The following is a 26,431-nucleotide window of genomic DNA, read 5'->3' on the forward strand; positions in this document are numbered from 1 at the left end:
GCCGTTGGCCGGCCTGGAGCCGGCTCGGCCGCTGGTCGTTTTGTGGCCGCCGGCGAGTTCTACCGCCGCTCCAACCGCGTCGCCCGCGTTTTACCACTGTGAGCAGCATTTTGAGCAGTACTTTCGAGAAACATTACCGTAAGACTTTCTTTCCGGCAGGAATCATCCGCCACCACGCTGAATAGCCGCGGTGGCCTAGACATCATACTGGTCTGACCAATGAACCTGGGACCTGCTAAACCGCAGTTGCAGGCGCGAAGGGGGTGAAAATGGGGGTAGGACGACGGTGAGCATTCGGCCACTGGAGGCATCAGTAAGGCAGTAGATTCTCTGTGGTTGGAAGGTGCCCGCGTGACAATAGAAAGGAGGTTTCCCTAATGCCACTTCCCCTTGGGGTTATGGCCATCCTTGCTCTGTTGCCCATCCTCGCGGCAGTCGTCCTGATGACTGCATACAGATGGCCCGGCAAGAAGGCCATGCCGGTGACGTGGCTGGTAGCGGTCCTCATCGCAGTGGTTTTCTGGAGAATGGATTTCACCTGGATAGCGGCTTCAACGATTAACGGCTTCCTCTCCGCTCTGAACATCCTCGTCATCGTTTTCGGCGCAATCTTCGTAATGAACACGTTGCAGAACGGCGGCGCGATGAATGCCATCAAGCGCGGGTTCTACGGCATCACCGGGGACAGGCGCGCGCAGGCGCTCATCGTGGGCTGGCTGTTCGGAGCCCTGATCGAAGGGGCGGCGGGATTCGGCACCCCGGCGGCGCTGGCCGGACCCCTGATGGTCGGCCTCGGATTCCCGCCACTCGCTGCGGCAATGGTTGCACTCATATACAATAGCACCCCCGTTTCGTTCGGGGCCGTCGGCACCCCGATCCTGGCGGGCGTCAATACCGCCATAGGCAACTTCATAGGGGCCGGAAAGGAGCTGCCGGTCGACTACCTCAGGATGCAGGGTATCTACGTCTCGCTCGTTCACGGTATCTGCGGCACGTTCATCACTCTCGTGGGCATATGCATGATGACCAAATTCTTTGGTGAGAAACGCTCGATCAGCGACGGTCTCGCGATCTGGCCGTTCGCGGTGTTCTCGGGCCTGGCGTTCACCGTCCCCTACATGCTTCTAGCCCAGATAAGCCCGGAGCTCCCGTCGCTCGCCGGCGCGACCATCGGCCTGCTCATCGTGATGTACGCGGCGTCGAGGAACTTTCTGCTGCCGAAGGAGCCGTGGGACTTCCCCGCGCGAAACAAGTGGGAATCCGACTGGGTGGGGAGCCTGGAACCCGGAAGGAAAGGGGACGCGGCGGAGAAGACGATGTCTCTCGCGCTGGCGTGGGCGCCGTACATACTCATCGTCGCGGCGCTCGTGCTGACGAGGCTCCGCAACCTGCCGTACGGCAACATGCTGAAGGCTGCGTGGGTCATAACTGTCCCCAGGATACTGGGGACCTCGATAACCTACACGGTGCAGCCGCTTAACCTCCCCGGCTTGTTCCCGTTCATTCCTGTGGCGATGATCGCCTGGGTCATTCACTCGATGAAGGGGGAGGCCATCAACAAGACTCTCAACCAGACGTTCAGGCAACTGGTCCCCGCGACGATCGCGCTGCTGTTCGCCGTGGGTGCCGTTGAAGTCATGAAGGCCTCTGGGAACAACGCCCTGAAGATCGATGGCATGCTGATCACTATGGCGAAGGCCGCGGCCTCGCTGTTCGGGGCTGCTTGGCCGTTGTGCGCGCCCTTCGTCGGCGTACTCGGCGCGTTCGTGGCCGGTTCGAACACCGTTTCGAACATCCTGTTCAGCGGGTTCCAGTATGAGGTGGCCAAGCAGCTCGGCATATCCAGGCTCATAGTGGTGGCCCTCCAGGTTGTCGGCGGCGCCGTCGGCAACATGATTTGCGTCCACAACGTTGTGGCGGCATGTACCACCGTGGGTATCCAGGCAGCCGAGGGCACTGTCATCAAGCGCAACCTCGTGCCGACGGTCATGTATAGTCTGGCAGCGGGGATAATCGGGCTTCTCATGGCGTACGTTTTCGCTCCCGGGCTCCTGTAAGGGCTGGCAGGCGCTCGCGGGCAATTGGCGTGGCACGGTGATCCGCCGCTGGGCTGCGGGCGGTCACCGTGCCGCCCCAAGACACACGCGGACCGGGTGACGCGGACCTCATCACGCGGGGGTGAGATTGACTGATGTGTGAACTGGGACAGGAGCTCCGGAGGATAGCCGGAGACGCGAACGTCCTCAGCGACATGGAGGACCGCCTGTGCTACTCGTACGATTCGACCCACGTCGAGCATCTCCCGGAATTCATAGTTAGACCCCGCACGACCTCCGAAGTGATCGAGATAATGAGATTGGCCAACGACACGATGAAGCCGGTCGTGCCCAGGGGCGCCGGAACTGGCCTGAGCGGCGGCAGCGTCGCCATCTCGGGCGGCATAGTGATGGACCTCACCCGCATGAACTCGGTGCTGGAGGTAAATAGCCAGGACCTGTACGCCGTGGTGGAACCCGGCGTAATCACGCTGGACCTGCAGAACCAGGTCGCTGTGGACAAGCTACTCTATCCGCCGGACCCGGGTTCGAACAGCGCGTCGACCATCGGCGGCAATATCGCCGAGAACGCGGGCGGGCTGCGCGGGCTGAAGTACGGGGTCACGCAGCACTATGTGATGGGACTCGAGGTTGTGGCTCCGACCGGCGAGGTATTCAGGACCGGAAGCAAGACCGTGAAGTGTGTCACGGGGTTCGACCTCACGCGGCTCATGGTCGGCTCCGAGGGGACGCTCGGGGTGGTCACCCGGGCGACCCTCAGGCTTATACCGGCGCCCGAATTCGGCCGTGCCATGCTTGGGGTATTCGACGAAACGATGAACGCGGCCAGGGCTGTATCGAAGATAATCGAGGCGGGCGTGGTGCCCGCCACGCTGGAATACCTCGACAGGGTAACCGTCAACGCCGTCGAGGACTTCAAGCCGTGCGGCCTGCCGAGGGATGCCGAGGCCGTGCTGCTGTGCGAGTGCGACGGCTACCGAGAGGCCGCCGAGAGGGAAGCCGCTGCGGCGAGCAAGATCATGAAGGACTGCGGGGCGAGGCGCGTCGATTTCGCCCGTGACGACGCCGAGAAGGCGGCCGTGTGGGCCGGCCGGCGCGCTGCGCTCGCCGCGCTCACCCGTGTCATGCCCACGACGATCCTGGAGGACGCTACGGTACCGCGCAGCAGGATACCCGACATCATCGAGATCATAAGGCGGATCGCCGCGGAGTACGACCTGGGGATCGGGACGTTCGGCCACGCGGGCGACGGCAACCTCCACCCCACGTTCCTCACCGACGAGCGCAATGCCGCCGAGATCCATCGCGTCGAGATGGCAGTCGACGACCTTTTCAAGGCGGCGCTCGAACTCGGGGGGACCCTGAGCGGGGAGCACGGCATCGGGGTCACCAAGGCGAAGTTCCTCGCGTGGGAACTGGGCCCCGAGGGTGTGGGGGTCATGCGGCGGATAAAGAAGGCGATGGATCCGCGTAACATTCTTAACCCCGGGAAGATGGACCTGGGGGATTTTGGGGGTGTTGCCGGTTGAGCGCGCTGTCCGCTGTCGAAGAAAAAATGGTGCGCTGCATGAAGTGCGGGCTCTGCAGGGCGGCGTGCCCCATATACAAGGAGACGGGAGTCGAATCGAACCTCGCGCGCGGCAGGGTCCGCCTGGTCAAGGCGGTGCTGAGGCGGGAACTCCCCATCACCCCCAACCTGGTTTCAAAGATATACATGTGCCTCCTGTGCAGGCAGTGTGTCACGGCATGCCCGAGCGGCGTGGATGTGGACACCATCATGAAGGCCGCGAGGGAGGAATTCGCGCAGGGCGGGTTCGCCCCCGGGGCGATGGAGACGCTCGCGAAGTCGATCGATGAATTCAAGAACATCACGGGGGAAGCCAACGAGAGCCGCCGGCTGTGGACTGAAGGTGAGTCCTGGGCTGAGCGCGTGGCGGCCCAGGCGCAAGGCGCGGAGGCCCTGTATTTCGTGGGATGCGTGGCCGCGCTTTTCCCGCAGGTGTACGATATCCCGCGCGCTGTTGCCTCGCTTCTCGACTCGGGCGGTGTCAGGTTCGCCACCGCGCAGGGTGACGAGTGGTGCTGCGGGTTCCCGCTCCTCGTGGGGGGAATGCCCGGGCGGGCGAGGCAACTTGCCAGGCGCAATGTCGCGGCGGTGCGGGAGACGGGCGTCAAGGCCCTGGTGGCGGCGTGCCCGTCGTGCTACCATACGTGGAAAACCGGCTACCCCGAGCTCCTGGGCGAGGACCTCGGGTTCAAGGTATTGCACTCATCCGAGGCGTTGCTGGAGCTCGTGGAGTCGGGCCGGCTGAAACCGGCTGCGGTCGAGATGACGGTCACGTACCACGACCCATGCGATCTCGGCAGGAAGAGCGGGGTGTACGACCCGCCGCGGAATCTGCTGAAGAGCATTCCGGGGATCGATCTCGTCGAGATGAAGGCGACGCGCGATGCCACGGTGTGCTGCGGCGGCGGCGGGAACATGGAGATGAATTTCCCGGATATGGTGCAGGCGCTGGCGAAGAAGAAGGTGCAGGAGGTCCTCTCGACCGGGGCCTCCGTGGTCGCAACGTCGTGCCAGCAGTGCAAGAGGACTATCCAGGGGTCGGCGAGGAAAGACAAGGCGAAGCTCAGAGTCCTGGACGTCTCCGAGATCCTTGCGAGGGCGGTTTCGGGGTAGATGCGCGGCGCGGTCCGCGTAGGAGCCGTCGCGGCGGTCTTGCCGCGGGGGACCCGCGATGACCGGCAACCAGCCCGGCCGGTCTGCCCGGAAGCCTCACTGTCGAGAACACTCATCAGAAAGGGGCCTGCCGTATGAGCGAGCAGAGGGTGACTGCGCACGAGGCGCTGAACGAGAAGATCAGGGACGGGCTGGCCGACCGCGACTCCCAGCGCGGGCGGAACGTCGCCCTGCAGGTCATCTGCCCCAAGCACATAGCGAAGGTACGGGATTATCCCGCCCTGTCGCGGCGCCTCAGGGAAATAAAGGCGTATTCGATCACTAACCTCGATGCCCTGGTGAAGAGGGCCGTCGCGGCGATGCAGGCCGTCAACTGCAAGGTATTCTACGCAAGAACGGGCGCCGAGGCCAGGGACTACATACTCGGCGTCATCAGGAAGGGGCCCGTGGTAAAGAGTAAGACCAACGCGGGCAAAGAGATCGGCCTCGTCGACGCACTCGAGGCCGCGGGGATTCAGGTGATCGAAACCGACCTCGGCGACAGGATAGTGCAACTTGCCGGCAGCCATCCCAGCCATTCGCTCGTTCCGGCGCTGCACATCCCCCTCGAGCGGATAGCTCAGATCTTCAGCGAGGAGACCGGGCAGGTTGTGGATCCCACTCTCGATGCGTGCATCGCGGCCGCCCGGAAGGGCCTCCTGCACTACATGCTCGACGCGCAATACGGGATATCGGGGGCGAACGCCATCGCGGCGGATTCCGGGACCATATTCCTCATCGAAAACGAGGGCAACGTCCGCGCCGTCACAAACCTGCCGCACACCCACATCGTCATCGCGGGTATCGAGAAGATCGTGCCCACTCCTCAGGATGCCCTCACCGTGGTACAGGCCGCGTCCGTGTACGGCCTGGGGCAGGACCTGGGCACTTACGTCTCGTGCATATCGGGACCGTCGCGCACCGGCGACATCGAATACAAGGTGGCGCTCGGGATGCACGGGCCGAAAGAGGTGCACGTGGTGCTGCTCGACAACGGGAGGTCGGAGGCGATCAGGCAGGGCTACGAGGAGGCGCTGTACTGCACCAACTGCGGCAGCTGCCTGAACTTCTGCCCGGTGTACGGGGCGATCGGCGAGCGGTACGGCTACAAGTACCTCGGCGGCAGGGGCATCGCGTTCACTGCGTTTCACGCAGGGCTGGACACGGCCGTCGCGGAAGGATTGCCCCTGTGCACCACCTGCGAGAGCTGCAAAGCGACCTGCCCCGCGCAGATTGACGCGCCCAAACTGGTCAAGCGCCTGAGGAAGGACGCTGGGTGTTCCGCGCTCGAGTTCGAACCGTACGCGCAGGCGAAGGCGGAGATCGATAGGAACGGCAACCCGTACGGCGAGACGCGCAAGCCCTGGGGACACGAGAAGTCTTCCGCGGAGAACGTTGTGTTCGTCGGTTGCGTGGGGTCGTTCAGGGAACGCGAGAGCGCGGAGGCGACCCTGAGACTCCTAGAGAGGCTCGGGGTGGATTTCACGACGATCGACGAGCGGTGCTGCGGCGGCGTGTACGAGGACATCGGGTACCAGGCGAACGCGGAGTTCGCGCGGCACAACCTCGACGCTGTGCGCGCCGCAGGCGCGAAACGCGTGATCGCCATCTGCCCGCGGTGTATGAGGTTCCTCAAGGAGTCCCCGGGCTACGAAGGCGTCGAGATCGTCCACGTGACGGAATTCCTCGCTGAATTCCTCGCGGGCAAGGGCCTACCGGTGAAGACCGGCGCGAAGATCGCATACCACGACCCCTGCCATCTCGGCAGGTCGCAAGGCGTGTACCAGGCGCCGCGAGATCTCGTAAGGATGGTGGCCGATAATACCGTGGAGCCGCTCCGTTCGAAGGAGTACGGCCGCTGTTGCGGCGCCGGGTCCGTGGTGCGCGGCGTGTTCCCGCGGCTCTCGATCTCCATGGCCCGCACCCGCGTGCAGGAGTTCGAGGATACGGGGGCGGACGTGGTGCTGACGGAGTGCTTTGCTTGCCTGCACAACCTGAGGAATGCCCTGACCTCCAGGAATAAGGTGGAGGTCTACAACATAACGGAGTACATCTCGCTCCTGCTGGACGGTAAGGCGCAGGCGGCGGCCGAGTAGAGGCGCCCGCCCGGACACGGTGCGCGCTGCATTTGCCGGGGTGGCGGTGCGGTCGCCCGCCGGCGCTGCCGCCCGCCGCCTGATGTGAGGTATTGGGAGGGATACGCTTGGAACTCAACGGTTACGTTTTTCCGGACGATCTGCTCTACGACAGGCATCACGCGTGGGCGCGGGTCGAGGAGGGCGTTATCACCTGCGGTGTGACCGACTTCGCCCAGAAGCTCGCGGGGGAGATCGTCTACGTCGAGCTACCGCGCAAGGGGCGCAAGGTAGAGCAGGAAAAGCCGCTCCTGTCCCTGGAGTCGGGGAAGTGGGTGGGCAGGGTGTATGCGCCCTTCACGGGGGAGGTTCTGGAGGCCAACACCTCGCTCGAGGATGACGCCTCGCCGGTCAACGCGGACCCGTACGGCGAGGGCTGGATCGTCAGGCTGAAGGTCGATCCAGCCACGGCGCAGGCGGAAACCGCCAACCTGCTCAAGGCCGGTCCGGCCCTCGAGGAGTTCATAAGGTCGGAGATGACCCGTATCGAGAAGGAGAAGGCGGAGAAGCGCGGCTAGGTGCGGCCGCCCGCGGGCCGGCGGGTGCGGCGCTGCGGTGCGACTCCGCACGGCGTCCCGGCCGGCGCGGGGGTTGGGGGTGTGGACGTTGGGCCCGGGCCTTATAACGGCAGCGGAACTGGATTCGCGTTTCCTCGGCGGCCTGGCGGACCAGGCGGGCCGGCCTGTAGCCGGCGAGTTCAAGGGCTGCATACAGTGCGGCACCTGCACCGCCACCTGCCCATCGGCCGTGGTCATGGAGCACCCGCCGAGGCGGATGGTGCGAATGGCCGCGCTGGGCCTGTGGCGGGACCTGTTCTCCGCCAACTCGGTGTGGCAGTGCCTGACCTGCGCATCGTGCCAGGCCAGGTGCCCCCGTGGAGTGAAGATTGCCGACGGCGTACTTGCCCTCAGAAGGGAATTCGGGCGGCGGGTCGGCCTGCCCGAGGGCATGGGGCGGCTTGCATCCGTGGTGTCGTCGGACAAGAACATCACCGGTGACCCTAACGATAACAGGAATCTATGGGTTGACGACCTTGACATGAAACCCCCTCTCGCGGATGAGGCCGCCGGGGCGGGCGTGACGCTCGATGCGGTCTACTTCGTCGGCTGTGTGGCCTCGCTTTTCCCCGCGGTGTACGGCATACCGAGGAGCGTGGCTGGTCTGCTGTCGCGCGCGGGACTGAAGTTCGCGGTCATGGGCGGGGACGAGTGGTGCTGCGGCTTCCCGCTGATCGGGGCGGGCGCCACGGAAGGGGACGCGCCGGATTCCCCGAACCGTATCGAGGACCTCGTCCGCCACAACGTGGACGTGGTGAGGCGCTCCGGCGCGTCGAGGCTGGTTACGTCGTGCCCGTCGTGCTACCACACCTGGAAGCACACCTACAATGCGATATACGGCTCGACGCTGGGTTTCGAGGTTGTCCACGCGTCCGAGCTCCTGGCGGAGGTCGTAGACGGCGGGAGGCTCAACCTGAACCCGCAAGAGATGGTCGTGACGTATCACGACCCTTGTGACCTGGGCAGGAAGTCGGGAATATTCGACGCCCCGCGGGCCCTGCTCAGGGCGGTGCCGGGGCTGGAACTGAAGGAGATGAGGTTTCACGGCCCCGACTCGAAGTGCTGCGGGGGCGGCGGGAACCTTGAGATGAACGACCCCGCTCTGAGCGGGGAGATCGCAAGATCGAGGCTGGCGCAGGCGGCTTCGACCGGGGCCGCCGTACTTGCCTCGTCCTGCCAGCAATGCAAGCGCACGCTGCAGGGCGCGGCGCGGAGGGACAAAGTCAAGATCAGGGTCATGGACGTGAGCGAGGTCTTGTTGAAGTCTGTGACCGGCGAGTGAGTCGTGGGACGCGGGGGCATGGCAGCCGCGTGACCGGCGGGCCGAGTTTCCGGGGGTGTATGGGTTGCGGAGAATAGGCGTTTACGTGTGCCACTGTGGCAGCAACATCGCGGGCACGGTGGACGTCAAGGACGTCGCGGCGGCGGCTGCCGCGCTCCCGGGGGTCGTGGTATCGAGAGACTACACCTACACCTGTTCCGACCCGGGGCAGGAGATGATCAGGGAAGACATCAGAAACCTCAAACTCGACAGGGTGGTTGTCGCGGCGTGCTCCCCCAGGATGCACGAGCCCACGTTCAGGGAGACCGTCAGGTCGGCCGGGCTGAACCCTTACTACCTGCAGGTAGCGAACATCCGCGAGCAGGTCTCGTGGGTCACGAAGGACACCGCCGAGGCGACCGGAAAGGCGAAGGACCTGGTACGTGCCGCCGTCGCTCGCGTGGCCCTGCACAGGCCGCTCGACACCCCGTCGGTGCCGGTCAACCACACCGCCGTCGTCGTGGGCGGCGGGATCGCCGGGATACAGGCTGCGCTCGACATTGCTAACGCGGGGCACAAGGTGTACCTCGTTGAGCGGGCGCCCAGCATAGGCGGGCACATGGCGCAGCTCGACAAGACGTTTCCGACGCTCGATTGCTCGGCGTGTATCCTCACCCCAAGGATGGTCGACGTGGCGCGCCACCCCAACATCGAGATGCTCGCGTACTCCGAAGTCGTCGACGTGAGCGGCTACGTCGGCAATTTCGCGATCAAGGTGAGGCGTAGGCCGCGCTACGTTAACGAGGAATCGTGCACCGGTTGCGGCGAGTGCGCCAAGGCGTGCGTACTGGAGGGCAGGATACCCGACGAATTCGAGAGAGGCCTTTCGAAGCGCGGCGCGGCGTACATACCGTTCCCTCAGGCCGTGCCGCTCAAGGCCGTCATAGACCCCGTTCACTGCCTGTACCTGACGCGGGGGAAGTGCACGAGGAGGTGTGAGACTGCGTGTTCGAGGGGAGCCATCGACCTCGCGCAGTCCCCGCGTGAGATCGAGATAGCCGCGGGCGCCGTGGTGCTGGCGACGGGTTACGAGCTGTTCGACGCCTCCCGCCTTACGCCGTTCGGCTACGGGCGTTATCCCGACGTGGTCGACGGCCTTCAGTTCGAGCGACTCGTGAACGCCTCAGGTCCGACGCAGGGACACATCGTAACGAGCGAGGGGAAGACCCCGGAATCCGTCGCGTTCCTGCACTGCATCGGATCGAGGGACGACAACGCCAACAAGTACTGCTCGCGGGTGTGCTGCATGTATTCGATGAAACAGGCCCACCTCGTGAGGGACAAGACCGGCGCTGAGGTATTCGAGTTCTACATCGACATCCGCGCCTCCGGGAAGGGCTACGAGGAATTCTACGAGAGAATCCAGGGCGAGGGCGTGAACTTCGTTCGAGGGCGCGCGGCCGAGGTCGTCGAAGAGAACGGGCGCCTTCACGTGAGGGCTGAGGACACGCTGCTCGGGCGGCTGGTGGATGTCCCGGCTGACATCGTCGTGCTGGGCTCCGGCCTGACGCCCCAACCAGACGCCGTCCCGCTCGCCAGGATGTTCCACGTCGGGATCGGGTCCGACGGCTTCTTCATGGAGGCCCACCCGAAGCTCCGGCCGGTGGACACGAATACCGCGGGGGTGTTCCTCGCGGGCGCGTGCCAGGGTCCGAAGGACATCCCCGAGAGCGTGGCGCAGGCGAGCGCGGCCGCCGCCAAGGTGTGCGCCCTGTTCTCCAAAGACACTATCGAGGGCGAGCCCGCTGTGGCCGAGGTGGATGAAGCGCTGTGCACCGGCTGCATGTGGTGCGAGCCGGTTTGCCCCTACGGGGCGGTGAGCCCCAGGACCATAACCGAGCGACTGCACGGTATTCCAGTTGAAAGGCGCGTCGCGCAGGTCAACCCTGCCCTGTGCCAGGGCTGCGGGGCGTGCAGCGGCGCGTGCAGAGACGGGGCGATGAGCCTCAAGGGATGCACGACTGAGCAGGTGCTGGCGGAGGTGGACGCGCTATGCCTTGGAAGCCGTTGATAGTGGCGTTTTGCTGCAACTGGTGCAGCTACGCCGGTGCCGACCTGGCCGGCACCAGCCGGCTTGATTACCCCGCGTCCGTCAGGATCGTCAGGGTCCCCTGCTCCGGGCGGGTCAATCCGCAGTTCGTGCTCAGGGCGTTCCAGCGAGGCGCGGACGGCGTGCTGGTGGCGGGGTGCCATCCGGGGGACTGCCACTACACGACAGGCAACATGTTCGCCAGGAGGCGTTTCCTGATAGCCACGAGGCTCCTGGAATACATGGGGATCGATTCCGCGCGATTCACGGTCAGGTGGATATCGGGCTCGGAGGGGCCGAAGTTCCAGGAAACCATACGCGAATTGACGGAGAAGGTCCAGGCGCTGGGCCCGAACCGCAGGATGAGGGAAGAGCCATGGACGTGAACAGCGAACGCCGGACGGCACAGCCCGGGTCCGCGTGGAGCGGCCTGGTGAACGATCTCCGCGGGCAGGCGGCGGAGCTCCTTGCGTCGGGCTGCGTCTCGGTGGTCATCGGGTACGCGAATGGCTGGGACCCGTCGAGGCCGGTACCGTACTTCGCTCGTAGCCCCGCCCAGGCGCAGGACCTCGTATTTGACTCGAGGTGCGCGTTGTCGCTCGTCAAGTACGTACTCGACTGGATACCCGGGGCCCGGCGAACGGCGGCCAGCCGGCGCGCCGCCGCGCCCGCGGGCAGCGCCGCCGGCGACAGAGCGGGCGCCGCCGTGACGAAGGTCGCGGTAGTGCTCAAGGGTTGCGACGCGCTCGGGCTGAGGCGCCTGATCATGGACAGGAGGGTATCCCGCGATGCCGTATACGCCATCGGGGTCCGGTGCAACGGCGTCCAGTCGCCGGACGCCCAGTGTGGCGTACTGTTGCCGAAATGTACTGGCTGCGAATCGTTCGAGCCGGCGGACTGCGATATCGTCCTCGGGATACCCGCGGACCCCGCGACTTTCGGGAAAAGGGACCTTTCGAAGGTGGACGAATTCGAGGCGTCCACGGCGGACAGCCGGTACGCGTTCTGGGCGAGACAGATGCGGAGGTGCATCAGGTGTTACGCCTGCCGGAACGTGTGCCCCGCCTGCCACTGCAGGGAATGCTCGCTCGAGCCGTCCAAGGGGCCGTGGTTGACGAGGGAGCGGGACGTGCCGGAACAGGCGATGTTCCAGTTCGCCCGCGCATTCCACGTCGCGGGCCGCTGCGTGGACTGCGGCGAGTGCGAGAGGGTCTGCCCCGTGGGCATCCCACTTGCGCTATTGAACCGGAAAGCAATGAGGGACATCAAGCACCTGTTCGGCGTCGAGAGGCCCGGGGTCCCCGGGGAGACCGAGCCCCTCGGCCGTTTCTCTCAGGATGACCCCGAGGAATTCATGTGAAGGGAGGGGCTCGTGATGACGCACTGCATACGCATAGAAGACTTGCCTGCGCTACTTCCCCGGCTTTCGGGGCTCGGGAGCATTGTGGCGCCGGCCTACGAGGACGGCGTGGCGGTACTGGCGGAAGTGGCGGACCCCTCCCGCGTCGCGTGGGATTTCCCGAAAACGATAGTCCCCCCCAAGGAACTACTCCTGCCGCACACGGACAGGTTCCTCAGGATTTCCGTAAAGGGGCGGGCGGTGGAAGCCGGCGAGCCGGCGTCGCCCGCGCCGGTCGTACTGTTCGGGGCGAAGCCGTGTGACGCGGCGGCTGCCGACATGCTGGGCCGGGTGATGTTGGAGGGACAGTTCAAAGACGAATCGTACGCGCGCCGTCGGGACTCCGTCACGATAGTGACGGTCGCGTGCCGGGACGAGGGCCCGTACTGTTTCTGCAGGTCGTTCGGGCTGGCGCCCGATTCCCCCCGGGGGTCCGACCTGATGCTCTATCCCGGCGGCGACGTGCTATATGCTGAGAGCCTCACTCCCCGCGGCGACCGGGTGATTACGATGGCCGGCGGCCTGTTCAAGGACGCTCCCGGGGGAAGGGGGCCCACTCCGTGTCGCGAGCCCATGAATGGCGGGCAAGACTGGCGGTCCGGCTCGCCCGGCGACGGCCGGCGACTACGTCCCGCGCCTGGGCAAGTGGCTGCTGCCTCGCGTAGAATGGCGGCCGACTTCGGGCTCGCATACTGGGAGGAAGCATCCCTTCGCTGCCTTGGCTGTGGCCTGTGCACTTACCTGTGCCCCACGTGCCACTGCTTCGCGGTGGTCGACAAGTTGCGCGGAGACCGGGTAACCAGGTCAAGGTGCTGGGACTCGTGCATGTTCGAGGATTTCTCGGCAATGGCCGGGGGGCACAACCCCAGGCCGACCACGCTCGAGCGCGTGAGGCAGAGATACATGCACAAGCTGGTGTACCATGCCGAACGATTCGGTGAGATACTGTGTGTGGGCTGCGGACGCTGCGTCGAGAAATGCCCGGTGGGGCTGCACGTCGCGTGTGTCGTCGAGGAGATCGCCGCGGGAGGTGGGCCCGGCAATGACCGTTGAGATTCTACAGCCGGCGCTCGGCACTGTAATTGACGTACGCAACGAAACCACCTCAGGTGACGTCAAGAGGATTGTCGTGGAGGTGCCTCGCTCGAGGACGTCAGGCGCCGCGTGGGCGGGGCCGCACCGGCCCGGGCAGTGCGCGATGCTGTCGGTATTCGGCGTGGGCGAGTGCATGATCTCCGTTTCGTCGTCCCCGCCGCTCGTCTCCGGACCGGGCCGCCCTGGAGCGACCGTCGAGAGGCTGGAGTTCGCAATCAAGAACGCCGGGCGGGTAACGTCCGCGTTCCACGAGCTCGAACCGGGTTCCCCGGTCGGCGTGAGAGGTCCGTACGGCAACGGCTTCCCCGTGGATTCCTGGAAGGGCATGAGCCTGCTGTTCGCGGGGGGCGGCATAGGCATGGCGCCGCTCAGATCGGTCATCAACTACTGCCTGGACCGGCGCGACGACTACGGGCCGATCCGCATCGTTTACGGGGCGCGGTCGCCGGGCGACCTGTGTTTCAAGGACGAGCTGTTCGAGAAATGGCCGGGGGTGAAAGGGGTCCAGGTCGACGTCACGGTCGACAGCGGAGATGAAACGTGGCCGGGCCCCGTCGGGTTCGTCCCCCAGTTCACGGAGTCGCTCGCCCCGTCTCCAGACGGGTGCGTGGCGGTAACGTGCGGGCCACCGGTGATGATCAGGGTAATGCTCGCCACGCTGGAGCGGATCGGGTTCAAACCGGAGAACGTGTTCACCACACTGGAACTCAAGATGCAGTGTGGTGTGGGGAAGTGCGGCAGGTGTAATACCGGCTCGAAGTACGTTTGCGTGGACGGTCCGGTGTTCACGCTCGCTGAAATGAAAACGCTGCCGTCCGAATACTGAGTGCGTCGAAGGCAACCCCCGGTTTACATGCCCCACCACCTTAACCTATATTAAGAAGAGCGGCGGCCTCAAACGAGGGCCGTCCCGCGCTGGGGGTCGTGGGATGTTCAAACCGGTGAAAACGCGGAAAGTATACGAAGAAATCGTCGGGCAAATAAGGGAACTCATCGCAAACGGCACACTCCGGCCGGGCGACCGCCTTATCTCGGAGCGCGAACTCGCCGACAAGCTCCGCGTGAGCCGCGCGTCGGTCCGCGAGGCGTTCAGCGTCCTGGAGAGCCTGGGCATCATCGAGAGCAGGCCTGGAGAAGGGACGTTCATCCGCGAGGAGACCGCTGATTCGATCGCCGAGCCGCTCGCGTTGCTGGTGGTGAGAGAGCGCGACAGCGGCTTCGCACTGCTCGAGGTGCGGAAAATCCTGGAGGTCGAGGCAGCGGGCCTGGCGGCGGCCAGGGCAACCCCGGAAGACATCCAGAAGATCGACGACTGCCTTTTGGAGATGAAAACCGAGGTCGACCGGGGCGAACTCGGGGACGTCAGCGATTACAGGTTTCACTACGCGCTGGCGGAAGCCGCTCAGAACAGCGTCCTGGTCCGCGTGATGGCCACCATATCGGACCTTTTCGCGCAGGGACTCCGGTCGAGCCGGCTCAGGTTGTACAGCCTCGATGGCATGCCGCAGATCCTGATGCAGCAGCACTCGCGCATATCCGACTCCGTCAGGGGGCGGGAGCCGGCGGCGGCGCGGCAGGCGATGCGCGAACACCTCGAATTCGTGGAGCAGAAGCTCAGGGAGCTCGAAGGGGAGCGATAGCGCGTAGCCTGGGCGCCAGGACTGCTGCTGCCACAGCTTTTGCCGTGTCCAGGGGGATGAATGGAACGACGGCGACACTCGCCGCCGCGCCGGCGGGCTTTCCCGTGATCCAGGCGAGCCTCAAGGTCCCTACGAAGTAAATCACCGCCAGGCCCGCTATCATCGAAACGAGGGTCCTGGCGACCCCCGCCCTCTTCGACGGACCCGCCAGGAGACCAACCACCGCCGTGGCGAGCGGGAACGCGGCGAGGTATCCGCCGGTGGGCCCCAGAAGGACGGAGAACCCTCCCCTCATCATCGAGAACACCGGGAGGCCCGCGGAGCCCAGCAGTATGTAGACGATCACCGCCATGGTCCCGGCCCTCGGTCCCGCGACCGCGCCGGCAAGGAGCGTCACGAACACCTGGAACGTGATGGGGACGGCGCTGCCGGGAAGCGGGATGGAGATTGCGGCGCTGGCGCACATCATCGCCGCGAACATCGCGGGCACGGTGATGCTCCGTGCAATTCCGCCGGCGCCTCGCGCGGCGGATGTCGTTACGCTAGGGCCTGAGACCACCACAGGCTGACCCCCCTGATCCCCTGATGGCTTACCTAAGGCAATTATAGCCACTGCGGGCGTGGAATGTCAACTATGTGGTGAGCACAGGTTAACAATACAGCCATGAGAAAACTGACCATGAAAAAAGGCGCTCGCAAGGGCGCCCCTGCCTCGCGCATTTGTCTACGCACTCCGGAGGGAGACATCTCCCGAGAGAACCCTTCTCTCCGGACCCCCGTCAGGTTTCACGATGAGTGCGCCGTCCTCGTCGATTCCGGTGGCGGTCCCTTCGAATGACTCCCCCTGGCCCACGACCCTCACGCGCTCGCCCAGCGTAATCGAGAGTTGCCTCCACTCCGACAGGGCCGGTACGGGGCCGTCCTGCAGGTACCTCATGTACCACGACTCGAACTCCCGCAGGATGGAGCGGAAGACGGCCGCCCTGTCGAGTCGCCTGCCGAGTTCGATGTCGAGCGACGTGGCACAATCCCTCAGGTCCTGAGGTAGCCCTTTCCTGCCGAGGTTGACGTTGAGGCCTATGCCGAGGACCACGAATTCCACGCGGTCGATCTCGGCGACCATCTCGGTCAGTATCCCGCAGACCTTTCGACCGCCAACGATTATGTCGTTCGGCCACTTGATCCCGGCTTCAAGTCCTGTTGTATGCCTTATTGCGCGGGCCACCGCCACCGCCGCCACAAGCGTGAGCCTGGGCGCCTGGGGCGGAGTGAGAGCCGGCCGGAGGATCACCGAGAACCAGAGGCCACCCCCGGGTGGCGAGGCCCACGGCCTGCCCATCCTGCCGCGGCCGCCGGTCTGTTCCTCGGCGACGACCACGGTCCCCTCGGGGGCGCCCTGCCTCGCCATTTCCTTCGCGCAGTCGTTCGTTGACGCCGCGCTGGTAAGGTAGCGGACCTTCGTCCCGATTACCTTCGTGTCGAGCCCCGCCTTCACGGCGGCGGGGAGGAGCTTGTCCGGAGCGGCTATGAGGGCGTATCCGGACCTTGGCTGCCCGACGATCGCATAACCCTCGCGGCGGAGCGCCGATATGTGTTTCCACACCGCAGTCCGGGATATGCCCAGCCCATCGCTCAGTCGCTCACCTGACACGAACTTGCCGGAAGCCCCTTCGAGGGCTTCGAGGATCTTGTGTTTCAACGTTTGGACTCCAGTGCTCCGGATGAGACGGCCTTCTCGATCCGCCGCAGGCCTTCCTCAATGCTCTTCTCCGAGGTCGCGAACGAAATTCTCAAGTAGCCTTCGCCGCTCGGCCCGAACGCCCTGCCGGGCACGGTGGCCACGCCGGTCTTTTCGAGGAGCGTCATCGCGAATTCCATCGACGGGATGCCGAACGACTTGATGCTCGGAAAGGCGTAGAACGTGGCAGGCGGCTTCTGGCACGAGAATCCGGGTATCCTGTTGAAACCCTCGACGACGATGTCGCGCCGTCTCCTGTACTGCTCGCGCATTTCGGTAACGCACTGCTGCGGCCCACGGAGCGCCGCCAGCCCCGCGCGCTGAGAAACCGAGCTCGGGCAGGCGATCATCTGCTCCTGAAGGCGCATCATTCCGGCGATCACCGGCTGAGCGGCGACAGCGTACCCGACACGCCAGCCCGTCATCGAGTATGTCTTCGAGAACGAATTCACCGTGATGACCCAATCGCGCACGGCCGGGTCCGATGCGGGGCTGTAATGCCTGCCCTCGAACACGAGCTTCTCGTAGACCTCATCCGAGATGACGTAAACCCCGGCCCCCGCGCAGATCCTCGTCACCTCGGCGAGACTATCGGGAGGCGTAATCCCGCCCGTCGGGTTGGATGGGCTGTTGACGATGATCAGTTTCGTCTTCGGGGTAATCTTGGCCCTGACCGTTTCGGGGTCGAGCGCGAAGCCTTTCTCTTCCTTGAGCGGGACGTAGACGGGGTTACCACCCGCCATCAGGACGTGGCCCAGATAATTGGCCCAGCCCGGGTCCGGTAACATGACCTCGTCCCCGTCGTCCACGAGCGCCATCACGGCCGAGGCTATAGCGCTCATACCTCCGCACGTGATGATGACCTCGGTTTTCGGGTCGGCCTTGATGCCGTTCTCCCTCTCAACCTTTTCCGCCACAGCCGCCCGGAGCTCGGGGTCACCCAGGCTCGGGGCGTACTTCGTCCAGCCCTGTCTGGCTGCCACGTCGGCTGCGTCGAGTACGTGCACGGGGGTGAAGAAGTCCGGTTCTCCGATCTCGAGATGGATGACGTCTTTCATGGTCACGGCGAGGTTGAAAATACGGCGGATCTCCGATTGCGGAACTCGCCCTGCCCTGGCTGAAAGCCGGTTACCGGTCACGCATGATCCCTCCAAATCAGCTCGTCTGGGGATATACGGAAGCGTCGCACACGTTCAGTATAAGGCGGCGGGCCGCTTTGTGTCTATGATGGCTGGCGCGCGAAAATGCGGCCTGTAGTATGGGAAGGTGCTTGACTCCGGTGTGCCGAATGCACAAAGGCCGGGGGCCCGGTCCGGGCCGCGGCGTTCACGCGGTGGCGAGGATCTTACGGAGGGGATGCTGTGTGGCCCGCCTCGATGGTTCCGGTAACGGCCCGCTCGAGACCATAGGCGAGAATGCGGGGTATAAGACCGCCACGCGTGGTGAAGGGGCCGTCGCTGGAGCCAGCGCCGTCATCGCGGGCGTCGCGGGGCTGGCCAAACTTGCGGGATTCCTGAGGGACCGTTCCCTCGGGATCGCATTCGGGGCGGGCTCCGAGTCAGACGCGTACCTTGTAGCCACCTGGTTGCCACCCCTGCTCGTCGCCGTGATAGTCAGCGCCGTTAACACGTCGCTGCTTCCTGTGTTCACCGAGCTTCGCGTCAGGGGCGAAAACAGGGCCGCCTGGCGCCTGGTCTCCGCCGTGCTCAACCTGGCGGTGGTGGTTTCCGGCGCGCTGATGGTGGCGGGGCTCGTGTGGGCGGGCGACCTCGCGCGGCTCGTGGCGCCGGGGTTCGACGAGGCGACGACGGCAACCACAGCGCTGCTTCTCAAGATCACGATGCCATGCATGGTGTTCCTTACCCTGCACGCCGTGGGGTCGACGGTGCTCCATTCCTTCAGGTGTTTCGCTCCGCCCGCCGCAGGCGCGGTGCTCGTCAACGCCGCCACCATCGCGGCGATCGTGTTCGGCGCCGGCAGGTGGGGGATAGGCGCGGTCGCGCTCGGAACGGTCACCGGATACGCGCTCCAGGCAGTGTTGCTTGCGCCTTTCCTGCGAGGGCGCTGGGGTCATTACTCCACCTCGCTGGGGCTCAGGGACCCCAACGTCCGGCGCGTCCTGGTCCTGGCCGCCCCCGTAACCGCCGTAGCCGCACTTTCCCAGGTGTCCGGCGTAATCGAGAAGTACCTCGCGTCCGGGCTAAGCGCCGGTAGCATTGCCGCCCTGACGTTCGCGAGCAAGCTCATCATGCTTCCCACCGGGCTGTTCGCAATCGCCGTTTCCACTGTTGTCTTCCCGGTGATGGCCGAGGCAGCCAGTCGCGGTGACCTCGAATCAGTCAACTCATCGGTCCAGCGCGGGACCAGGATCCTGGTGTACGTGACGCTCCCCGCGGTGGTCGGCCTCTCCGCGCTCAGATACCCGGTGGTGCAGGCGCTGTTCGAGAAGGGGGCGTTCGGCCCCGAGGCGACGGAGGCAACCGCCCTGGCGGTACTGTGCTACTCCGCAAGCATGCTGTTCAAGTCGGTTGAACCGGTCTTCGGCAGGGCGTTTCACGCCATGCAAGATACCCTGACGCCGTCAGCGATAACGCTCGCGGGGGTGCCCCTCTTCGGTGTGACGGCGGTGCTGCTCAGCGGTCCGCTCGGCCATGCCGGAATCGCCCTGGCGACGTCGTTGTCATCCGCCGTCGTATTCGCGGTTAACGTGGCTCTTCTCCGCCGCCGCCACCACGTCTCGCCTGGCGTGACGGCCCTCTCATCGTTTGTGCTCCGCCTCGTGATCCCGTGTGGCGTGATGGCCGGCGTATCTTTCGCTGCGCTGGCGGCCGCGCGGGCGATCGGGGTTGGCCGGGCAATCGCGATGCTCTCGGCAGTGGGCGCGGGCGCCGTGGCGTATTTCGTCGCTACCCTCGTCACGGGGGTTAAGGAGGCTCGCGATGCCGTGAGGGTTTTCCGCACCGTTGCCCGGAAGGTCGCCACGGTCGCGCCGAGAAGCGCCGCCCACTGATCCGGCCGGAGTCGGGCCGCTCAACGGCCCACTTCACCACCCGCTTCGCTGGCTGACTCACCGCCCGCCATCCTGCCCGCTGGCATAGGCTGGCTTCCCGCGTGGAAGACTACCCCCGCCGTCAGGTCCTCCGGCGCCCCTCCACGAACGCCGGAGCCACGAGCGGGCGGGGGTCTTTACGTGAAGCGCAGGGCGCGTTCCATAGCCGCTTTGACTGCGGTACTCTTCCTGGCTCTCTTCCTCAGGTTGTTCTGCATACAGGTCGCCCAGTCGAAATGGCTCTCCCTGGCGGCCGTGAAGCAGCGGGCCGCGGGGTACCCGCTGGAGACGGCGAGGGGGCAGATCTACGACCGGAACAGGGTGCCGCTAACGGACTTCCGTTTCACGTCTCTCGTCGCCTTTCCCTCGATCATAAGCCGGAAGGACGCAGTAGCCGCGGCCGTATCATCCATACTCAAGACCGGTTACTCTCCTGTCCGCAGCCTCCTGGACGGTGAGGCGCCGGCGAAGGTGGCGGAGAGCCTCACCGCCGGCCAGGTCTCCGCTTTGAGGGCGCTGGGCCAGGAAGGGCTTACGCTGACAGAGGAGAGTCGCAGGTATACGCCGGTCTCCATCGCGCGCCACGTGGTGGGGTATGTTGGAGCTGGCGGAGATGGCCAGGCAGGGATCGAGAAAGCCTTCGACAGGGAATTGAGGGGGGACTACCCCGGATCGCTGGCCGTGTGCGTTGACGCAACGGGCCGCGCAATCCCGGGACTGGGTTACCGGGTGGCCGGCTCCCCTCCCGTGGACGGAAGGCTCGACGTGGTCCTGACGATCGACTGGCGCGTGCAGGCGGCTGTGGAGCGGGCGCTCGACTCCGCCTGGGCCGGGGCGGGAGGGTTCAAGGGGGCCGCCGCGGTGGTGCTGGACGCGCGCACCGGCGAGATACTCGGAATGGCCAGCAGGCCCAACTACGACCAGTCGCGGGTCGCAGCCTACATTGGCGACCCGCGTGGCCAGCTACTGAACCGGGCGGTCGCGGCGTACACCCCGGGGTCCGTATTCAAGGTCGTGACCGCGGCCGCGGCGATCGAGGGCGGCCACGTGGGCCTGGCCGAGCGGTTTGCCTGCCGCGGAGAAGTCGAAATCGGCTCGACGACGTTCGATTGCGCCAGCCGCGAGAAGGGCGGCCACGGCCTGATCGACTTCAGAACCGCGGTGGCGCAGTCGTGTAACGTGGCGTTCATCGAGGTGGGCCAGAGGGTTGGCGCCGAATCGCTCGTGAAATACGCAGGCCTGCTCGGCTTCGGCAGGCCAACGCCCTCCGGTATCCTCGGCGAAAGCGGGGGCAATGTCCCGGATCCGCGTTCCATTTACCCGGGGGATCTGGCAAACCTGTCGATCGGACAGTGGAAGGTGATGGCGACCCCACTTCAGGTTGCGCAGGCGATGACGGCGGTCGTCAACGGCGGCAGGCTCACCCCCGTCTCACTGGTAAAAGAGGTGTGCCGTCCCTCCGGGCTGGCCGTCAAGGTGTTCCGGAGGCCAGCGCCCGTGCAGGCGATCTCCCCCTCGACCGCGGCCTGGCTTCGCCGGGCGCTCTTCCAGGCCACGAGGTCCGGGAACGCTACGGCCGCGTGGGTTGAGGGCAACGGCTCCGCCGGGAAGACCGGTTCCGCGGAGACCGGGAGGAGTACGGGATCCAGGAACGTGCTGCATGCCTGGTTCGTTGGGTATGCGCCCGCCGCGTCGCCGCGATACGTCTGCTGTGTCCTGGTCGAGGAGGGCGGCTACGGCGGCACTGTCGCGGCTCCGGTTTTCCGCTGTATAATGGAAGAGCTGCTCGGCTAGATTCTGGCAGACTCTGGCAGCGGAACGGAGGCCGGCCACGGTGGGCGGGCGTACCAGCGGGGCCTTTTTCGTGGCCGCCGGCGCCACGATATGGGGGACCATAGGTGTCGCCGGGAAGAGCCTGTTTTCCCACGGGCTCGACCCGATGCTGGTAGCTTCCTGCAGGCTGTCCGTCGCGTTCCTCTCGATGCTCGCCTATGTCGCCCTGTTCCGCCGCGACCTATTCCGGGTCCGGGCCGCGGATCTGCTGCTTTTCGCCGGGTTCGGCGTCGTCAGCGTCGGTCTCTACAACTTCTTCTACCTGACCGCGATACACCTCACCACCGCGTCTACCGCCGTCGTCCTCCTTTACACGGCGCCATTCTTCGCCGTGGTTGTTTCCGTGGTCCTGTTCAAGGAGCGGTTCGGTCCTGTGGAGGTCTCAGGGCTAATCCTGGCCGTCGCCGGGACGTTCCTCTGCGTTGGGGGCCTGAGCGTCCTGCGAGGGGCGGCGAACCCCGCTGGAATTCTTGCGGGCCTGGGCTCCGGCCTCACGTACGGCCTGTTCGGGGTGTTCGGGAAGAGGGGAATCGAGCGCTACGATTACCGGACCGTTCTGGTGTACTCCCTGGGTTTCGGCGCGGCATTCCTGGGGCTGTGGAGATCCCCCTGGAGCGTGCTCGGGGGATCACTCCCCGCTCCGGTTTGGGCCGCACTTGTGTACCTCGCGCTCGGGCCGACGGTCGCCTCGTACTGCCTTTACCACGTCGGACTCGAGTACACGGGGGCGGGCAGGGCTAGCGTCATCTCGACGGTGGAGGTGGTCGTCGCTCTGGTCCTCGGCAGGTTCGTGCTCGGCGAAATACTCTCACCAGCGCAGGTTGGAGGGGCGCTGATGGTCCTCGGTGGAGTGGCGCTCATACAGATGAGGGCCGGTGATCCGTACGGACACAGCGGTGACCACCCTGCGGAAACGGGGGTATCCTTATGAGCGTTATCGATGTGAACGTGATCAGGCCCGGTGTGGTCGGGATGCTCCAGACTAACATGGGGTTGCGCCCGGGCGAAAAAGTGCTGGTCGTCTCCGACTATCCGGTAGCCGCGCAATGGAGCTCGAGTCCCCCCGCCGAGCTCGCGGAGATGTCGGAAAGGTGTATCCTCGGGAGGCTGGTCGCGGAGATAGCCGCCGTTGAGTTCGACGGTTGCGTATTCAGGTTCATCCCATTCCCCGCGACTGGGAGGTCCGGCACCGAGCCGCCCCACGATGTCGCCTGCGCCATGAGAGAGTCCGACGTGGTGATAGCGATCACGTCATACTCGCTGACGCACACCGGGGCGAGGGAGAATGCCTGCCTGGCGGGGGCGCGCGTGGCCAGCATGCCGCGGTTCTCGGCGGAGATGTTTTACCCTGGCGGGCCGATGGCCGTAGACTACGGCGCCGTGGCCGCCGAAGCGAGGGACATGGCGGATAAGGCAACGCTCGCGGGCTTTGCCGAGATATCGTCACCGGCGGGCACGCGCCTGCGGCTCGACCTCAGGGGCCGGCGCGGGCTACCCGACGACGGCATCTACACCGAAAAGGGCGCCTCGGGCAACTTGCCCGCCGGAGAGGCGTACATAGCGCCTTTGGAGGGGTCGGCGGAGGGACGGATCGTTGTGCTGCCGGACTGGTACCCCCGTCTTGAGGAGCCCATGACGATCCTGGTAACGGCCGGCATTGTGTCGGCGCTGGGTGGTGGCGGGGAGGTTGGGCGCGGCCTTGCGGAGACATGGGCTCTCGACGACCCCAACCCGCCGGCGATCGCCGTGGCGCGCAGGAACATCGCTGAACTAGGCATCGGCACCAACCCCAACGCGCGCAGGGCCGACGTGGTCCTCGAAGCCGAGAAGATCAGGGGCACGGTGCACATTGGTATAGGTGACAACTCACACATGGGCGGCGTGAACGTGGCGGACTTTCACCAGGATTTCGTGATACCGGAAGCGACCCTGGTGTTCGACGGCGTGGCGGTGATGGAGGGTGGGAGGCTTCTGACGTAATGGCGCGCCAGGCCGGGCGCCTGACTCCCAATGACCGGCAGTTCTGCGGGCGGGGACGCGCACCAATCCGGCCCCCCATTCATATAATTGAATCTGCATCCGTCACAGAGACCGTGGAGGTGGGGCTATGCTCGGGCTCCTCGTTGCCATGGGGCCTGCTCTGCTGAACTCGCTGAAGTACCTGGTGTCCTACGTTAACGCCTCCAACACATTCCCTCAACCCCTTTCCGAGAAGGAGGAAGCCCATTATCTCGATCTCCTCGAGGGCGGCGACCTCAACGCGCGAAACACCCTGATCGAAAGGAACCTTCGCCTCGTGGCACACATCGTGAAGAAGTTCGACAACTGCGTTGAGGACCCCGAAGACCTCATCTCGATCGGCACCGTCGGGCTGATAAAGGCTATTAACACCTTCAAGCAGGGGAAAGGAACCCGCCTGGCAACTTATGCCGCGCGGTGCATCGAGAACGAGATCGCGGGTCCAAAGGGTCGCGGTTATTCGTTCCAATCGATGCGTTCCAATCGAGGGGAACTCATCGACAACCCTTCTCTGTAGACGCGCTGCGTAGAGGAGCCGGCTCGCAGGCGGTAGTAAGGACGTGACTGCGTGCGAATATAAATCACCCCGAGAGGGGTGATTTGTCTTGTCGCCCGTGAAGAGGTCAGATCCTGGAAAGCAGCGACTCCGCCGCCCCGGGCCGGGGGATGGGGTTAAGGTGGATCTGGAGCCATCCACTTCCCCCCCCCAGGCGCTGGAGTCGCTGAGGCGTGCGAAGAAAATCGTCGCCCGCTGGATTCTCAGTAAGGCGCTGTCCAACCGGCCCGGCCCCCGCGGTGAGAACCGTTGAACGCGGCCGTCTACGTGAGGGTATCGTCGGACGAGCAGGCGCGTCACGGGTACAGCCTCGCGGCGCAGTACGAATCGTGCGCGGCGCGCGCGCTGGCGCTGGGCGCGGCGAGCGTGGTCAGGTACGCCGACGAAGGGGTGAGCGGCGCCGTCATTTCGAGACCCGGCCTCGATTCGCTGCGGGACGCAGCCAGATCCGGCCTGGTCGACCTGGTCGTGGTCATGGACCCCGACCGGCTTTCGCGCGACCTGGCGCACCAGCTCCTCATTACCGAAGACCTCGAGAAGGCCGGGGTCCGCCTCGAATTCGTGAACTTCGAATGGAAGGACACGCCCGAGGGACACCTGTTCTATGCCCTGAAGGGAGCGATATCACAGTACGAGAAGGCCAAGATACGGGAGAGGACCGCTATGGGGCGGCGCCAGCGCGCCCGCGCGGGCAAGATGCCGTCGGGATTCGAGCCGTACGGTTACCGGTACGACCGCGTGACAGGGCTGCTCGAACCGGACCCCGTCGAGGCCGTCTGGGTGGCCAGGATATTCGCCTGGCTGAACGATGGACTGGGGCCCGGCGCGATCGCCGACCGCCTCAATTCACTCGGAGTGCCGAGGAAACGCGGCGGGCTCAGGTGGCACCGTTCCGTGATAAGAAGGATACTGGCTAACCGGGCGTACACCGGGGTCTTCTACGCCAATCGCTACGACTGCTCGGGGGTGTCGCTCAACCCATACCTCGCCCCGGCAGACAGGGCCAGGTCGAAGCTCCGCGCGAAGGCGGAATGGATCGAGGTCCCGGCGCCCCGCCTGGTGGGGGACGAGGTATTCGCTGCTGCGCAGGCCAGGCTCGAGTCGGCGAGGCGGCTGTGGGCCGGCGCCCCTCGCGCGCCATACATCCTGTCGGGACTCGTGGTGTGCGGTTCGTGCGCGCGGCCCATGACCGGCCATACCAGCACCGACTGGGGTGTGCAGTCGCGGTGGTACGACTGCAAGAAGAGCGGCGGCCGGGGCTGCGGGCGCAGGGTGCGCGCCGGTGAGGTTGAGGCCCTGGTCTGGACGCTGGTAGTGAACGTCCTCGGCGCTGCGGGCGGGTTATGGGACGAAATCCTGTCGAGGCCCGACATCGAGAGCCTCCGCGCAAGCATCGAGGAACTGGGACTCATGCTGAGGAGGATCGAATCGGCGAGGGAATCCCTGTTGCGTTGCGTCTCGGCGGGGCTTCTCCAGGCGGACGAGTCGGTGGCGGCGCTCCGCGCGTGCGACAGCGAGGCCGCCGGCGTAAGGGACCGGCTTCGCGACTCCACGACGAGGCTTCACTCACTCGAGGCCGAGGCGTACTCGATGGGTGAGGCTCTCCGGGGGAGCGCCGGATCGGACCCTGCCGCGTGGCCTTCAGTGCTCGAAGCGATGGACCCGGACTCCCGGAGGGCCGTGGTCAGGGAACTCGTCACCGGAGTCAGGGTCGAGTGGAGTGACGGACGGCGCGCCCCACCGCGCGACGGGGGCCGCGCAAGGACGCGCGGTTCCAGGCCGTCGCGCCTCGTCCTCAGCGGGCCGCTGGCGCAATTTGCCCGCCCCGTTTGCGCCGAACAACGAAATCCTGATGCACCTGCGGTCTACGAGGAAGACCCGGACGGAGGTGTCGCTGTACGACCCGATAGGAGTGGACAGGGAAGGTAACGAAATCACGTTGATAGATGTACTCGGCTCGGACCCGGATCACGTCCCCGAAATGGTCGACAGGGAATTCGAGGAGGCCAGGCTGCTCGAGAAGATTGGCACGCTCGACAGCAAGGAGCGCAAGGTATTGCAGCTCAGGTACGGCCTGTACGGGGGCATGAGGAAGACCCAGCGTGAGATAGCGCACCTTCTGGGGATTTCGAGGTCATACGTCTCGAGAATAGAGAAGAAGGCCGTCAACAAGCTGAGCCGCGAGATGTATGCCGGCCAGCGCCGCGCCCAGTAGGCCGTCGTTTGACCGGTGGGGCGCCGCGGTGTTAGGCTTCTAGTGACAGGGGAAACGGCGCCGAAAGCG

General features: G+C 65.3%; 22 protein-coding genes. 19 read left to right on the top strand and 3 right to left on the bottom strand.

The genetic code is table 11. The annotated features are described in order from the left end of the window. Positions 1–377 precede the first annotated feature (377 nt). The 12 genes from HPY55_08830 (at position 378) to HPY55_08885 (ending at position 14,952) form a co-directional block, all read left to right on the top strand. Positions 378–2,057, top strand: coding sequence for an L-lactate permease (locus tag HPY55_08830; GenBank protein ID NPV70732.1), 1,680 nt, complete (start codon positions 378–380; stop codon positions 2,055–2,057). A 134-nt stretch (positions 2,058–2,191) separates the two neighbouring features. Then, complete coding sequence (locus tag HPY55_08835) at positions 2,192–3,586, top strand: FAD-binding protein (protein NPV70733.1); 1,395 nt, start codon at positions 2,192–2,194, stop codon at positions 3,584–3,586. Continuing rightward, a complete protein-coding gene (locus tag HPY55_08840; protein ID NPV70734.1) occupies positions 3,583–4,737 on the top strand; it encodes a (Fe-S)-binding protein in 1,155 nt (384 codons plus the stop codon). Before HPY55_08835 ends, HPY55_08840 begins: the two co-directional genes overlap by 4 nt. Positions 4,738–4,871: 134 nt before the next feature. Beyond that, on the top strand, positions 4,872–6,872 hold the full coding sequence (locus HPY55_08845) for an LUD domain-containing protein (GenBank protein ID NPV70735.1): 2,001 nt from the start codon (positions 4,872–4,874) through the stop codon (positions 6,870–6,872). A 107-nt stretch (positions 6,873–6,979) separates the two neighbouring features. Next, complete coding sequence (locus tag HPY55_08850; GenBank protein ID NPV70736.1) at positions 6,980–7,429, top strand: glycine cleavage system protein H; 450 nt, start codon at positions 6,980–6,982, stop codon at positions 7,427–7,429. Positions 7,430–7,517: 88 nt separating this feature from the next. Continuing rightward, entirely contained in the window at positions 7,518–8,750 is a 1,233-nt protein-coding gene (locus tag HPY55_08855; protein ID NPV70737.1) for a (Fe-S)-binding protein, read from the top strand. A gap of 64 nt (positions 8,751–8,814) precedes the next feature. Continuing rightward, positions 8,815–10,800: a CoB--CoM heterodisulfide reductase iron-sulfur subunit A family protein gene (locus tag HPY55_08860; protein NPV70738.1), complete on the top strand. Its 1,986-nt coding sequence runs from the start codon at positions 8,815–8,817 to the stop codon at positions 10,798–10,800. Beyond that, positions 10,782–11,204 carry a hydrogenase iron-sulfur subunit gene (locus HPY55_08865; protein ID NPV70739.1) on the top strand — a complete coding sequence of 141 codons (423 nt, stop codon included), beginning with the start codon at positions 10,782–10,784 and terminating at the stop codon, positions 11,202–11,204. The genes HPY55_08860 and HPY55_08865 overlap by 19 nt, the downstream gene beginning before the upstream one ends. Further along, a complete protein-coding gene (locus tag HPY55_08870) occupies positions 11,195–12,178 on the top strand; it encodes a hypothetical protein (protein ID NPV70740.1) in 984 nt (327 codons plus the stop codon). The genes HPY55_08865 and HPY55_08870 overlap by 10 nt, the downstream gene beginning before the upstream one ends. 15 nt (positions 12,179–12,193) lie before the next feature. Further along, a complete protein-coding gene (locus HPY55_08875) occupies positions 12,194–13,270 on the top strand; it encodes a 4Fe-4S dicluster domain-containing protein (protein NPV70741.1) in 1,077 nt (358 codons plus the stop codon). Next, positions 13,260–14,138, top strand: a complete 879-nt coding sequence (locus tag HPY55_08880; GenBank protein NPV70742.1) for an FAD/NAD(P)-binding protein — start codon at positions 13,260–13,262, stop codon at positions 14,136–14,138. The genes HPY55_08875 and HPY55_08880 overlap by 11 nt, the downstream gene beginning before the upstream one ends. A gap of 103 nt (positions 14,139–14,241) precedes the next feature. After that, complete coding sequence (locus HPY55_08885) at positions 14,242–14,952, top strand: FadR family transcriptional regulator (GenBank protein ID NPV70743.1); 711 nt, start codon at positions 14,242–14,244, stop codon at positions 14,950–14,952. Here the strand turns inward: HPY55_08885 and HPY55_08890 are convergent. The 3 genes from HPY55_08890 to HPY55_08900 form a co-directional block, all read right to left on the bottom strand. Beyond that, positions 14,927–15,514 carry a biotin transporter BioY gene (locus HPY55_08890; protein ID NPV70744.1) on the bottom strand — a complete coding sequence of 196 codons (588 nt, stop codon included), beginning with the start codon at positions 15,512–15,514 and terminating at the stop codon, positions 14,927–14,929. The two genes, HPY55_08885 and HPY55_08890, sit on opposite strands and share 26 nt — an antisense overlap. A 162-nt stretch (positions 15,515–15,676) precedes the next feature. Next, the gene (locus tag HPY55_08895) at positions 15,677–16,651 is read right to left on the bottom strand and encodes a biotin--[acetyl-CoA-carboxylase] ligase (GenBank protein NPV70745.1); all 975 of its coding nucleotides are present in this window, start codon (positions 16,649–16,651) and stop codon (positions 15,677–15,679) included. Beyond that, positions 16,648–17,748 carry a pyridoxal phosphate-dependent aminotransferase gene (locus tag HPY55_08900; protein NPV70746.1) on the bottom strand — a complete coding sequence of 367 codons (1,101 nt, stop codon included), beginning with the start codon at positions 17,746–17,748 and terminating at the stop codon, positions 16,648–16,650. The genes HPY55_08895 and HPY55_08900 overlap by 4 nt, the downstream gene beginning before the upstream one ends. A gap of 305 nt (positions 17,749–18,053) precedes the next feature. Here HPY55_08900 and murJ point away from each other — a divergent pair, with 305 nt between their 5' ends. From murJ to HPY55_08935, 7 genes are all read left to right on the top strand, one after another. Next, positions 18,054–19,700 (top strand): murein biosynthesis integral membrane protein MurJ, encoded by a 1,647-nt coding sequence (gene murJ / locus HPY55_08905; GenBank protein ID NPV70747.1) that lies wholly within the window; start codon positions 18,054–18,056, stop codon positions 19,698–19,700. Between the two features lie 180 nt (positions 19,701–19,880). Beyond that, complete coding sequence (locus HPY55_08910) at positions 19,881–21,533, top strand: penicillin-binding protein 2 (protein NPV70748.1); 1,653 nt, start codon at positions 19,881–19,883, stop codon at positions 21,531–21,533. A 40-nt stretch (positions 21,534–21,573) separates the two neighbouring features. Then, the gene (locus HPY55_08915; protein NPV70749.1) at positions 21,574–22,503 is read left to right on the top strand and encodes an EamA family transporter; all 930 of its coding nucleotides are present in this window, start codon (positions 21,574–21,576) and stop codon (positions 22,501–22,503) included. Next, complete coding sequence (locus tag HPY55_08920) at positions 22,500–23,552, top strand: hypothetical protein (GenBank protein ID NPV70750.1); 1,053 nt, start codon at positions 22,500–22,502, stop codon at positions 23,550–23,552. The genes HPY55_08915 and HPY55_08920 overlap by 4 nt, the downstream gene beginning before the upstream one ends. 127 nt (positions 23,553–23,679) lie before the next feature. Continuing rightward, complete coding sequence (locus tag HPY55_08925) at positions 23,680–24,108, top strand: sigma-70 family RNA polymerase sigma factor (GenBank protein NPV70751.1); 429 nt, start codon at positions 23,680–23,682, stop codon at positions 24,106–24,108. Positions 24,109–24,396: 288 nt separating this feature from the next. Further along, the gene (locus HPY55_08930; protein NPV70752.1) at positions 24,397–26,076 is read left to right on the top strand and encodes a recombinase family protein; all 1,680 of its coding nucleotides are present in this window, start codon (positions 24,397–24,399) and stop codon (positions 26,074–26,076) included. Then, entirely contained in the window at positions 26,000–26,362 is a 363-nt protein-coding gene (locus HPY55_08935; GenBank protein ID NPV70753.1) for a sigma-70 family RNA polymerase sigma factor, read from the top strand. Before HPY55_08930 ends, HPY55_08935 begins: the two co-directional genes overlap by 77 nt. The last annotated feature ends 69 nt before the right edge of the window (positions 26,363–26,431 follow it).

The organism is Bacillota bacterium, from assembly GCA_013178305.1.
In the GTDB taxonomy this organism is placed as follows: Bacteria; Bacillota; Sulfobacillia; order JABLXB01; family JABLXB01; genus JABLXB01.

Bases quoted from the DNA above. Each gene is read 5' to 3' on its own strand.
- HPY55_08830 (NPV70732.1), top strand. From the start codon at position 378: ATGCCACTTCCCCTTGGGGTTATGGCCATCCTTGCTCTGTTGCCCATC.
- HPY55_08835 (NPV70733.1), top strand. From the start codon at position 2,192: ATGTGTGAACTGGGACAGGAGCTCCGGAGGATAGCCGGAGACGCGAAC.
- HPY55_08845 (NPV70735.1), top strand. From the start codon at position 4,872: ATGAGCGAGCAGAGGGTGACTGCGCACGAGGCGCTGAACGAGAAGATC.
- HPY55_08865 (NPV70739.1), top strand. From the start codon at position 10,782: ATGCCTTGGAAGCCGTTGATAGTGGCGTTTTGCTGCAACTGGTGCAGC.
- HPY55_08870 (NPV70740.1), top strand. From the start codon at position 11,195: ATGGACGTGAACAGCGAACGCCGGACGGCACAGCCCGGGTCCGCGTGG.
- HPY55_08875 (NPV70741.1), top strand. From the start codon at position 12,194: ATGACGCACTGCATACGCATAGAAGACTTGCCTGCGCTACTTCCCCGG.
- HPY55_08880 (NPV70742.1), top strand. From the start codon at position 13,260: ATGACCGTTGAGATTCTACAGCCGGCGCTCGGCACTGTAATTGACGTA.
- HPY55_08885 (NPV70743.1), top strand. From the start codon at position 14,242: ATGTTCAAACCGGTGAAAACGCGGAAAGTATACGAAGAAATCGTCGGG.
- HPY55_08900 (NPV70746.1), bottom strand. From the start codon at position 17,748: ATGAAAGACGTCATCCATCTCGAGATCGGAGAACCGGACTTCTTCACC.
- HPY55_08920 (NPV70750.1), top strand. From the start codon at position 22,500: ATGAGCGTTATCGATGTGAACGTGATCAGGCCCGGTGTGGTCGGGATG.
- HPY55_08925 (NPV70751.1), top strand. From the start codon at position 23,680: ATGCTCGGGCTCCTCGTTGCCATGGGGCCTGCTCTGCTGAACTCGCTG.
- HPY55_08935 (NPV70753.1), top strand. From the start codon at position 26,000: ATGCACCTGCGGTCTACGAGGAAGACCCGGACGGAGGTGTCGCTGTAC.